Annotated in this window: 6 protein-coding genes; 2 read left to right on the top strand and 4 right to left on the bottom strand. The window is 32.6% G+C overall.

Annotated elements, in window-relative coordinates; translation table 11 throughout:
• Positions 1-152: 152 nt before the first annotated feature.
• The 4 genes from P3F56_RS03475 to P3F56_RS03460 all read right to left on the bottom strand — a co-directional run bounded on the left by P3F56_RS03475 (position 153) and on the right by P3F56_RS03460 (position 8909).
• Positions 153-1430 carry a M16 family metallopeptidase gene (locus tag P3F56_RS03475; protein ID WP_281153406.1) on the bottom strand — a complete coding sequence of 426 codons (1278 nt, stop codon included), beginning with the start codon at positions 1428-1430 and terminating at the stop codon, positions 153-155.
• 1343 nt (positions 1431-2773) lie between these two features.
• On the bottom strand, positions 2774-3706 hold the full coding sequence (gene crtB, locus P3F56_RS03470; RefSeq protein WP_281153405.1) for a 15-cis-phytoene synthase CrtB: 933 nt from the start codon (positions 3704-3706) through the stop codon (positions 2774-2776).
• Between the two features lie 181 nt (positions 3707-3887).
• The gene (pds, locus tag P3F56_RS03465; protein ID WP_281153404.1) at positions 3888-5282 is read right to left on the bottom strand and encodes a 15-cis-phytoene desaturase; all 1395 of its coding nucleotides are present in this window, start codon (positions 5280-5282) and stop codon (positions 3888-3890) included.
• A 1938-nt stretch (positions 5283-7220) separates the two neighbouring features.
• Positions 7221-8909, bottom strand: coding sequence for an ArnT family glycosyltransferase (locus P3F56_RS03460; protein ID WP_405054775.1), 1689 nt, complete (start codon positions 8907-8909; stop codon positions 7221-7223).
• Positions 8910-10667: 1758 nt separating this feature from the next.
• Here P3F56_RS03460 and ctpA point away from each other — a divergent pair.
• Both ctpA and xth read left to right on the top strand, forming a co-directional pair.
• Positions 10668-11909: a carboxyl-terminal processing protease CtpA gene (gene ctpA / locus P3F56_RS03455; protein ID WP_281153697.1), complete on the top strand. Its 1242-nt coding sequence runs from the start codon at positions 10668-10670 to the stop codon at positions 11907-11909.
• 283 nt (positions 11910-12192) lie between these two features.
• A complete protein-coding gene (gene xth, locus P3F56_RS03450) occupies positions 12193-12981 on the top strand; it encodes an exodeoxyribonuclease III (protein ID WP_281153402.1) in 789 nt (262 codons plus the stop codon).
• The last annotated feature ends 19 nt before the right edge of the window (positions 12982-13000 follow it).

Genomic DNA, 13000 nt, shown 5'->3' with positions numbered 1-13000 from the left:
TGGCTTTTATGATAGAACAGTTCAAGTTATCTATCTAAAATAGAGTAGGGTAAGTTATCGAAATATCCATACATATTTTATAGATTAATTTTTAGCACTAAAAGTATTCTTTTAAAATTCTTCGGTTCAACTATGAATAGTTAGATTCACAATTAATTATTGCTTACTACAGTATTAGGTCCTACAACAGAAATATAAGAAGATAATAAATATTTGTTAGAAACTGTTTGTATCATTTTCGAAGTTACTTGATTGATTTGATTTTTAAATTTCCAATCAAATTCAATTCCTAATCCTAAAGTTTCATACCGGCCATATAAGTTAGCTATTTCTGAATTAGTTTGCTTGCTTAATGCGTATTGTCCTAGTAGCTTATTTTTTGTCGACTGTAATTCCTTAGGGGTTAATTCCTGACATGATAAACGTTCAGTTTCTTGTCGCAATTGTTCAATAGCAATAGAAGTGTTATGAGCAGCAGTTCCCATGTAAACGACAAATTGAGATGGGTTTAAATGAGTAGGATAAATTGCCGAAACCTCATAAGCTAATCCTTGTTTCTCGCGCAATTCTATAGACAAACGGCTCGACAACCCACTGCCTAAATAGGTACTTAATAATTTTAAAACAGGATAATCAGGACTGTGGACTCCTGCAGTTAAATACCCTAACATAACGATGGATTGTTGAGTCTCCTGGAAAGTGAATTTCTCACAAGGACAAACTTCGAGATTAGGTAAGGTAGGTATGATTAAATAATCATCAGGAATTGGCCAATCACCAAAGGTTTTTTCTACCCAAGAAACAGCCTGATCAATATTTAAAACCCCTGATAAACTAATAATTAAATTATCTGGACGAAAGTAATTCTGATGATAGGATTGTAAATCTTCCCGAGTCAAATTTTTAACAGTTTCCTCTTTGCCTAAAATAGAAGTTCCATAGGGATGCTCTTCATACATAGCTGCTCGTAACTGATTAAAAGCTATATTCAACGGTTGTTCTTGTTGAGACCGAATACTTTGACGAATAAGCTTTTTTTCTAAAGCGACTTCCGCTTCAGGAAAAATCGGTACTCGCAAAATTTCTCCCACTAACGCTAACATTTCCTGAAAATCTGAAGAAACGGTTTTTACCCCTATTACTAAATAGTCAGCAGTGGCATTAGCTCCTAAAATAGCTCCAATAGATTCAACCGCTTCAGCAATCTCTACTGAAGACAAATTGTCAGTTCCTTTGGTAATTACCGTAGTTAAAAGATGGAACAGTCCAGTTTTTTCTCTCGGTTCCCATAAGCCTCCTGCGTTTTTTAGAAAAATACGACCTGAAATTAAATCTGCTGCGGGGTTTTCTCCTAAAATGACTGTTATTCCATTGTTTAATTTTAGATAATGAGGTGATCGCTGGCTGTTGGTCCCTTGAACCTTTTGCATATCTTAATTAAGAATTTTTGGAAAATTAATAGGGTTGCACTACTGTAATAGCATATCGTTCATCTGACAAACATTGATAGGCAACGCGCTGTAATTCTGAGACTGAGACAATAGTATGATAACGGCCTTATAACCCTGCTAATTGACTTGAGGTTTCCGTGGAAAAATATGATCATGAGATAATAGAAGCTGGGCTTTAGCTAAGTCTTCTTCAGTAATAGGTTAGACTTTTAGTATCTCTAGCACGTCTAGGATTAGATATCCTAGCGTTTCTAAATGCTGAAGAGTCAAGCATTCTTTAAGAGTAAGTACACTAGAGTATCGTTACAAGGAAAAGTTACTTTCGATCCTAAGAACTAACTACTTGTGTTAGCGTCGTTCTTGAACCAAGTGAGAAAACTGTCCCATACCTAAAATTATGGAAAGTAAGTTCAACTAGGTAGCTCATAATAATGACAGTAGATAAACTAGCCAATTATCTCTTCATTGGTTACTGAACTAACTGCCTGATTTAAGTCTTAAGAATTTCTAAATTTTTGAGTTAACAAACATTCTCCTGATATCAACCACATTGAAAATAGATTCCATCAGTCCTCTAATCTTTTATTGCTTTATGAGTCGATAAATTATCTATGACTAGACTTCTGTTTCATCAGTGAGAAAAGTTTCTTTGTCAATTGTTCAAAAGTCAAAATGGCTAAAAAACTGATGTAATGAGCATCCCAAGTAATGTAATATTTTTTCCTAGATTATCGTCTATTTTCTATAGATTTATTTCCCTTTAGTTGCCCTGGTAAAGTAACGAATAATGGCTATATGAACTCCGGTTTTGTCAAGAAAAACTAGGTCTGAAAGTTTGAGTTTTCCAGGTGTAATTCAATATTTTCGCCTCAAGGTTTTCACTCTGTATCTGTAAGCTTCCAAGGACTAAAGTGTTCTTTTTAGGTTAACTTAAATTTTTAGAGCAAAGAGCACCTGGCAGGAAGACCAACTGTAACATCTATTTTTTCGCATAAGCGAGTACTTAGTCCCTGTAGAGTCGCATCGTCATCTTATTCTAGCAATTGTTCTACGACATCTATATCTGTCTTAAATTAAAAGAAATTTTCCTCAGCTATGAGGAATAGTTTTATACTACATATAGTTTCATAACGTCTAAGAAAACAATTGACAACGCCACAACTGAATATAATTGACTTGAAAACGCCCTGCTAGTTATTGAGTTGATTGGTATTATTGTTAGTTTCTATTGAAAATATCTATGAAATGTCTTTACAGTTAACTTTTAATTGTTTATCTATGGGATTTAACGCTCATAAAACTTCTCTAGGATGTAAAATCTTTTAAAGAACTTGTGCTCGTAACCAAGCCACCGGAAGATACAGTATTTTCCTAGGAGTTCGAACAAAAGCCCGTTTGGTAAACACATCGTAGTTATTGGCTTCTATCACGTTTAAAATACTTTGATAGAGCATCAATGCTGCCCATACTGGCCAACGGGAATCTTGAGATAGAAAATGAATTCCCCGTTCGGCATCCCGATAATATTGGCGGGCGCGTTCAATTTCAAAACGCATTAGGTTACACCACCGTTCGTCAACAACACCCTCTAATAAATCGTCTTGAGTGTAATTAAATTTTTCCAAGTCTTCTAGAGGAAGATAAATCCGTCCCCGTTGGGCATCTTCTCCTACATCCCGTAAAATATTGGTTAATTGGTTAGCAATTCCGAGGGCGATTGCTTCTTTTTTGGGAATATAATGGTTTTGACTCTCTTGCCCGGGAACGCTGCACTTATCTCCATTGATTCCTAACACCGAACTGGACATTAACCCCACCGTTCCCGCCACACGGTAACAGTACAGTTGTAATTCTTCAAAGGTTTCATACCGACTATGATACAAATCCATTTGTTGTCCTGCAATCATTTCCTGAAATGGTTCAATTTCGATGGGAAAGCGTCGGAGAGTATCAACTAGTGCTACATCCTCATTATCAAAAGGATGACCTAAAAATATCATCTCCAAATGTTTTTCCCAACGTTGCAGGGTTTCTACTGTTGTCAATTGAGCTTGATGGCCATCAACTAATTCATCAGTGCGACGACACCAAACATAGATTGCCCAAATTGCTTGACGCTTTTCGGGAGGCATTAACAACGTTCCTAGATAAAATGTTTTGGAAAATTTTGCCGTAATTTGGCGACAGAGTTCGTAAGATTCCGTCAAGGAGACGAGGTTCTTTTGGATTTGGGATGGTTCAGGCAGTTGCAGCATTCAGCACAAGCAGAATGATTGTTTATAGAGGAGAAAAAGTGACTTTACCTAATGGTTGACCGTTAGATATTTAGCATTCATTGTCGCATTCTAATGATCTTTTCGTCATTAGTTTAAGTTACTAAAATAGTCTTTAGTTTAAATGAATTAAACTAAAGACTATTTTTTTAAGTTGCTTAGATTAAGAGATAATGATGTTGGCGGGATAATCTCGGGCAATAGTTTGAGCAGCTAACTTGCCTGATAGTACCGCTCCTTCCATACTCCCAAGATATTGCTGCATGGTGTAATCTCCTGCTAGATAGAAGTTAGCAATTGGAGTTTTTTGAGAGGGGCGAAAAGCTTGTCGTCCCGGGGTAGCTTTATAAACTGAACGAGGAGTTTTAACTACGTGGAATTTTAGTAATTTTGTAGGATTTTCTCCTATAAAGTGTTGAGGGAACAGTTTATTCAATTCTTCCATAGTCGCAGCGATAATGTTCTCATCCGACTGACTTATCCAATCTTTAGCAGGAGCCAGTACTAATTCCAACATGGAGCGCTCCTGGTTGGCGTATTCTTTACAAGTGTTACTCATGTCCGCATAGACACTGAGTAAGTCTGAGCGGGAGAATAACAGATGATCGACATCAGTTAATTTGCGATCAAACCACAAGTGTAAGTTAATTACAGGAACTCCTTCTAATCCTTCTAATTGGCGAGCAAAATCCAATCTTTTCCAAGGTTGAGGTAAGAGTAGTTTAAGAATATCAACTGGTATTGCAGACAAGTATAAGTGAGCTTCAAACATTTCGTCAGGTTCGCCATTTAGTCCTCTAAGTAAAAATCCTTTGACGGTGTTGTCTTCATTGAGGATGATCTCTTTGAGAGGAGCATTAAGTCTAACTTCTCCTCCCCGTTCGGTAATATAATCGACTATAGGTTTGCAAAGTCTTTCAGTGGGAGGACCGTCCAGAAAAGCCATTTTTGATCCATTTTTCTCCTGTAAAAAACGGTTGAGAGCTGTTAGGAGAACAGTAGCTGAGATTTCATCGGGGTTGATAAAATTTAATGCTTTGGACATTGCGATAAAGACTTCTTTTTCTACTCTGGGGGGAATATTTTGTTTTTTTATCCATTCAGACCAGGAATAACGATCCATTTTTTCAACGTAACTTTGTCCGTGGATAATCGCTGGAATTAAACCTAAGCCAAATTTAACTTTTTCTTCCCAAGTTAGCATATCTTCGTTGCATAAAATGGCTATGATCCCGTTGATAGGAGCAGGAATATCAGGAAAATCAAAGCGAGAATAGGTTCCAGGAGTTTCGGGTTGGTTAAAGATCATCGAATGTTCTTTCCACTGTAAGCGCTCTTCAATGCCCAATTCTTTGAATAATTGCAGTATATTGGGATAAGCGCCGAAAAAGATGTGTAGTCCAGTTTCGTACCAATCTCCATCATCATCTTTCCAAGCAGCTACTTTACCTCCTAATACATCTCGACATTCTAGGATAATAGGAGTATGTCCCGCATCTGCAAGGTATTTTCCACAAGAAAGTCCAGCTAGTCCTGCTCCGGTGATCGCGACTCGCATCTATAATCTTCTCGTCTTGATAGGTGTGTTTATAATTATTTTTATTGTACTTTTCATTTCGTTACATTTTTTAAAAATTTTGAAATTTTCATTAAAAATGAATCTATAAATGGGAAACTGAACAAAATAAGAACGGAAATATCTAATCCAAATAGTTCATTTAAATAAACGTGAGTTCAATAAGATTTAAATACATGGTTCTTATTCTCAATGACTAACTCAAAATAAGATGAGGTTAATAATTGTCTGAAATAGCAATTTTCAACAGTAAAAACTTTATTTTTTTATAGAAATTAATACCGACTTACCTTGTTAACTTAAATTGGAATATAGGGTTTTCAAATAAATAGGTATAAGCAATCAATAAAAAAATAACAAAACAGTCGCAAAAATTAAGTACTTACAAAACAAAATTATATCAGTTACTTTCGTAAACTTTTACCTCATATCATATTGATAATAATAATTAGAGTTTTTATTTACAGAGTTTATCAAAAATTTATTGAGAAATATATTTAATTGATTATTTCTTTAAAAATAATCAATTAAATATATCCTTGACTTAGAGATTAATTTAACTTATTTTTTTGTATAAATTTTATAAAAATTAAAAAATAAAAATTTTACTAAAAAATTAAAATGTAGAAAATGTCAAGTATTGCTTATAAATACAGTGCATTAAATTTAAAAGTTTTTAATCTAGTCGGTAAAAGAAAAGCTGACAATAATATTGATATTATAATAGATTATTTTCTAGCTCAAATAATGTTTCAATTTTCTGTAGGATTAATTGTCAACCAGAAAAACTTATTAGAATTAAAAATTAATCTTATGACATAAACACAATTTAAATCTTGGATTTAATAGTAAATTTTTAAAAAAGCTCAATCTCTTTTAGAGAAGATTCAAAAAAAACTAGAAAATCTTAAAAGAAGCAATCCCCAAATTTATAAATATTCTGTCTCAGGACAAAAAATATTACAGGAATATAACTTAATTAATAATTAAATTATTAATTAAGTTTATTGCAAGCTAATTTATTTAATATTAAATACTATTTAATATTAAATTAAATATTTTAAAAAATAAAACTTATTTTTATTGATTACTTTTTATAAAAAATAGATAAATTAATTACTTAATTGTTACAAATAAATAAATATTTTTTTAACAAATATTCCATCTAATGATTTCTTATTGTCGGTTTATTATTCTAAGTTTTAGAGTATTTTTTTATAAGGTTTAAACCCTATTCAACAGATTTTTAAAAAAATTGTATTAATTTTATCTTATTTGATAAGAACTGAAAATACCTAGATATTCTAGAGCAAATGTTATTAATTTTAATAGATAACTTCATTTTTTTTAAAAAACTGTAAATACAATTTTAAATATAAATTATTTACTTTAAATTTGCTTAACTAGTGAAATAAATAATCATAATTAATGATATCTTCTTTTAGAAGAAGATAGTTTTGAAGAAAAATTGTCATTTCTAATCTGGTTTTATCAGGAGTAAACTCCTTTACATCCTGAGCAAGACTAATATTTTTTCCAAAGACTTTTTAAATTAGTTTGCGGTGTTATTAAATAGAGGAAAGCAAACTGTTAGAACGCTTCAATACTTGATATTTATATTTAGAAGTTCATAAGTAATATTATTAAATTCGTAGTTAAAAGGATATTTAAACTACAACGCATCTTTTTTATGGGTTTAATTAAGTTTTTAAGCTCTAATTTAGATATTTTTCCTTTCTTAAGTAAGATATAAACTATATATAAGTAACAATTCAAGTCAATTATGTAGAGTTTTTGCACTTTAATTTATGAAAATAACTTTAATTTTTCTTTTTTTTTAAAAAAATATCTAATTTTTTAGACTAACATCTTTTTAAAGAAATTAATAAATATCAATCATGTTATTTAGAATAACAGCTACTAATTTTTATAAAATAAGAAAGATTCTTCTGGAGAATAGGGTTTAAGAAAAGTTTTCGCTTTATAAACATGAAACACATTAACCACCATCCCTCCTAAACGAATAGGAACAGTACCAATTTCTTGGAACTCTTCAAAATAACGACTAAAATCATTTTTTAAATGAGGCATCTTATTGAATTGTTCTAAAGTAATATAAAGTCCATCTTTTCCAACCCATTGATTAGTTTCATACCAGAAAAAAAATCCTCGCATATCATAACTAAAACAAGTCACAGGAATATCTTTTAAAGGTCGCAAAGCTAAATCGATTAATCCAGCCAAGTAATATGCATTAGTAAAAATAAAAGTTGTTTCATCTAAAGCATTCATAAGTTCTGAAGATTGTGCAAAAACTTTTCGCAATTGTTTAATATCAATTAGTTCCTTAGCAGGATCATTTTGAGGAGTTAGAAAAATCCCAAAAGGGGAATATTGACTAGATTTATAAAAAGTTCCAGTTGTTGTATGAAGTAGTAATAGAAGTAAAATAACAGTAGTTATTATCCCTGTTCCTCTAATCCACCATCGAATTAAATTAGATGACTGCTGTTTCCATTGAATACCATAAAATCCTAATAATAAAGTTGCACTCCAAAATCCTGGAATTGGCCAAGTAACAAGAATTTGCTGTTTACCGCCAAGCAAAGTAAATCCTAGCATTAAGGGAAGAGAAACCCACAGAATAAATAATTGTTTTTGAACTAAGTTATATTCGCTGAATGTCTGTTTTAATTTTTTAAACCCTCTAGGTATTTTATTATTAAATAATCTCATAAACTGAGATAAACTTGACTTCAAAACAACCCACCATAAAGGAATACCAATAGTAGGAAATAGTAAACTAAGTCCCGTTAGAAAAACATTAAATGCATTTAATAAACTAAATCCTGACGATGATATCTGTCCTTCTGGAGGAGGTTCAAAGCGATTAAATAATTGAAAACGAAATGAAATCCAATCATGGTTTAAATTCCAAAACCAGAGGGGAAATAAAGTTAATATATATAATAGGATTCCTAATCCTGTCCAACGAGATAGGAAGACGCGGCGATGGGGAGGACTGGTTAAACAAAATCCAATTAATCCTAACCCTAATATAAATCCATGATACTTACCCAAACAAGTTAATCCAACAAGAATTCCTAAAATAGCGAGGCGATAAGTAGGATAGAAATTTTGATTAGAATTGGGGAAAAACTCAATAGCTGCACAATATAAACTTGCAGTCCAAAAAAAGATTAAAGGACTATCAGGAAGAGTAATTACCCCAAACCCTACATTAAAAATAGGAACTACTGAGGCGATTACTAAGGTTAATTTAGCCGTTTGATGATCGAATAGTCTAGCACTAGTTAAATATAGTAACCATAAACTTCCTGTATATAAAATTACTGTTCCCAAACGTAGAGTCAAAAGGGAAGTGATACCAGTGATCCAAATACCAAAATTCGTCGTTAGAGCAACTAATAGCGGATGATCAAAATAACTCCAATCTAAATGGCGAGTGTAGAGATAATAGTAACCTTCATCATAACCAGGAAACAGCCAGCAAGCAATTATTAAACGTAATATAAGCCCTGTTAACAATAACCAAATAACGGACTTTTGCCAATGATAGAATCTTAGTTTTTTTCGAAAAAGAGAGATATTATGGCTGATAAAGTTAAAAGTGGTTTTGTCCAAAATTTTTCATGGGGAGTGGTTAAGACTCATTCAGTATGACATTTTTTCTTAAAACTCTCAACAAAGTGAACGTAGAAAAATTTTATTTTTACTAAATTTCTAAGTTTTAGAGAAGAGAATAAAAAATAGGTAATCAAAAATTTTAGGGAGTATATTATTAAACTAATAGCTCTTCTAGACTGAAGCATCCTAGCTGAGTAATTAATAACTTAACTTTTGAAACTCTCATTTTGTTACAGCTAGTCTGGAAGAGCTAAATCAATTAAATTTATTTTTTTATGAACTAATTAGCATCATAAAAGTAAAAATAACACTTTTAGTTAGATTTAAATTTTCTAGTATAAGTAATTTAACTTGTATTTTTTATATTTTGTTCTTAAACTTAGACCATTCGAGATAAGTTCTAATAGAAAAAATAATAAATATTTCTATTTTTTAAACTTTAATAACTAGAGCAAAAGTGGTTTTAAAGAAATTAAATATAAGTCATTAATAGTTTATTTTCTCATAAAAAAATAAATTTAGTACCAAAGTAAAAACGTTATTTTTAAAGCTAAATCTTGAAAAGATAAATAAAATTATAAAATCTAAGGTAATACCAACAAGTACAAACAATATCCTCAATATTTATTTTTTTATATAAATCATATATTTTTTTCCTAAAAATGTATGAGCTAATCTTTCTAACTATGTTTGGTTAAACTGAACAGAATCTATAGATAATTGCGTTTTCTTAGCTAAAAGTGAGGAGAAAAGTTTTATAAGTTCTTTCCTATTTTTCTAAAACTTCCATTGCTATTTAAGGCAACAGGTAATGCCGAAAAGTATGTGAACTTGGATTTAACCTATTGATTGAAAGAAGAGAAGAAACGAAATGGTTTCAACAGATTTTAATGTCAACTCAAATTTTTGCTCTTGCTCCTTGCCTGTTCCCCTCTCAAAGGGGAATATGGTAGTTTTAAATTGGATAGCCTGTAATAACAGCAGTAGTAAAACCAGCCAATTATTTTTTTATCGGTTCCTAAATTAATCGCTTCATTGATTGAGACCCATTGTATGATTTTACATCCAAGACTTGAGCGAACTTTTGCTCCTTTTCTGCTTTTTAGGCTAAAGACGGTTTTCCATCATCGATGAGTTTTCCAAACAATCAGTAGGATCAGTTTTTAATTCACCTCAAAAACTAATCTTACTGATTGTTTTTCTAAAAACCATGGAAATCAAGCTGAAGTAGCTGTATAAGCCTCATTATCAGTTTGAAAAGTCTTTATTGCTTTAACTTTCGAAAAGAGGCAGCAAGAGCATAATAACAATTTAATTACTTCCTGTTAGATTGTGCTACAAAGAGAGATTCAGTCAAACACTTCGCTTTACCCTGTGATGGTCCACTCATGTGGTGATTGGCCCTTGCGTTTCATTGTTAGCAGTACTTCTGTGCATGATGGCAAAAGCAACTTCGGTTGCTTGAATAACTATTCCTATTTATGTTACAAAACCTATCAGTTAGATTTCTGGGTCAAACTAAAGTAGAAGTTTTTAGTAAAATTTTTGCTAAAATTTTCGACACAGTGAGACCATAGCATTAGAAGTATAGGGATTGATAAAACTTTTTTTTCAAACCTAACCCAGCAAAGAAATTTTACTTCTGACTTATTATTTCTGACTTCTGCCATGAGTCCCTTTTTTTTACAGAAGACCAAACATCAATTATCTACCTTTCTCATGAAAAAAAGTGCGTTTTGGGTTACTATCTTGATTATTTGTTCCCTTTTACTCAATTGCTTCGTTGGGACTCCAATTGCTTTAGCGTTTACACAAGATCAAAAACTCTTACTTCAGTCTTGGCGATTGGTTAATCAAGCCTACATAGATAATTCATTTAATAACCAAAATTGGTGGTTACTACGTCAAGAGTTTCTGCAACGAAATCTTCATAATCGTGAAGAAACTTACGACACCATTGACGAAATGTTGGCTACTCTTGATGAACCTTTTACTCGACTTCTACGACCAGAACAATATCATAACTTACAAGTGAGTACGGCTGGAGAGTTATCAGGAGTAGGTTTACAGATCAATATTAATCCCGAGACGGGCAATTTGGAAGTAGTTGCCCCCTTAACAGACTCACCAGCTGAGTCCGCTGGTATTAAAGCACGTGATCGCATCTTAAAAATTGACGGAGTAGACACCGCCACTTTAACTCTCGATGAAGCAGCTACCAAAATGCGTGGGTCGAGTGGAACACAAGTCTCTTTAACCATTAAACCTTATCAAGATGAAAAAGTCATTCGTCAAATTAACATTATACGAGCTCATATTTCCCTAAGTCCCGTATTTGCTGAGCTTGATAATCAAACCCAAAGTATTCCTATTGGTTATGTTCGCATTAATCAATTTAGTGCTAATGCAGCCCAAGATGTTGCTGATGCAGTGGCTAATTTAGAACAAAAAGGAACTAAGGCTTATATTTTGGATTTACGAAATAACCCAGGGGGATTGTTACAAGCAGGGATTGAAGTTGCTCGTCTTTGGTTGAATAACGGTACTATAGTTCATACGGTTAATCGTCAAGGGATCCAAGATAGTTTTTCTGCCTTTGGTGCCGCGTTGACAGAAGCTCCTTTAGCAGTACTAGTGAACGAAAGAACCGCCAGTGCTAGTGAGATTTTAGCAGGGGCACTACAAGATAATAGTCGAGGTATATTGGTCGGCGAAAAAACTTTTGGCAAAGGCTTGATTCAGTCTTTATTCGAGTTACCTGATGGAGCAGGATTAGCGGTAACAGTAGCTAAATATGAGACTCCCAACCACAAAGATATTCATAAGTTAGGAATTGTTCCTGATGAAATCGTCCCCCAAGACCCCATTAGTTATCGACAAATTGGTACTGATGCAGATCTACAATACCAAGCTGCTATTAAGCTTTTAACAAGTAATATGGCAGTGGCTCATACTTCTTGAATTAAGGTTTGTTAGAGTATTTGTCTAGGCTCTTTTCTTCTCATAGTTTTTACTTGTAAATTGCTGTACTTTTGAACCGAACATAGTCTAAATTAATGAGAACTGTCAATTTCTTCCTTTTTTTTCTATTAGTCTCAATTATTAGTTGATTTAGATGATAGAGAACTTAGACCTCTGTTCAGATAATTTAAAGTTTGCATTTGTGAAAACTTTTGATTTTTTGTGAACCACTGTCGCTTAAAATAAATTCAATATTATCAACTAACAAAGTCTACCATAGTATATGAGAATTGCTACTTGGAATGTTAACTCAATTCGTATTAGACAACCTCATGTCATAGACTGGTTAAATAGTAATTTTGTGGATGCTCTTTGTTTACAAGAAACTAAAGTGGTTGATCACGATTTTCCTAAAAGAACTTTTGAAAAGTTGGGTTATCACGTTTATGTTTATGGACAAAAAGCTTACAATGGAGTGGCTATTCTTAGTCGTCAACCCCTAGAAGATGTTAGCACTGGATTTAGTCCTATTATTAAAGATTTTTCATTAGAAGAGTTTGATGAGCAAAAACGAATTATTACAGGAGTCTTAGAGGAGGTAAGGATTGTCAATTTATATGTTCCTAATGGTACTTCTGTAGGAAGTGAAAAATACGATTATAAATTACGGTGGTTAAAAGTTCTAAAACAATATATAACTGAGATTTTGAATAAGTCTAATCAAAAGTTATGTATCTGTGGAGATTTTAATATCGCCTTAGAAGATAGGGATATTTATGATTATAAGTCTAAAGAAAATCATATTATGTCTTCTCCATTAGAACGGAAAGCTTTACAAGACATCCTTTCGTTAGGATTAAAAGATGCCTTTCGAAAATTTACATCAGAGGGCGAGTATTTTAGCTGGTGGGACTATAGAGCGGGCGGATTTCAGCACAATCGCGGATGGCGGATTGATCACCATTATCTTACCCAAAAACTTTATGAAAAAGCTCTTAGTTGCACTATTGATGTTGAGCCAAGAAAATTGATAAAGCCGAGCGATCATGCTCCAGTTATTGTTGAATTTTAAGGAGTAATTGCAATTTGCT

This window comes from cyanobacterium endosymbiont of Epithemia clementina EcSB (assembly GCF_029919255.1).
GTDB lineage: Bacteria > Cyanobacteriota > Cyanobacteriia > Cyanobacteriales > Microcystaceae > Rippkaea.
Note: the sequence above shows the minus strand (reverse complement) of the source record. Positions and strands in the feature narration are given on the sequence as shown.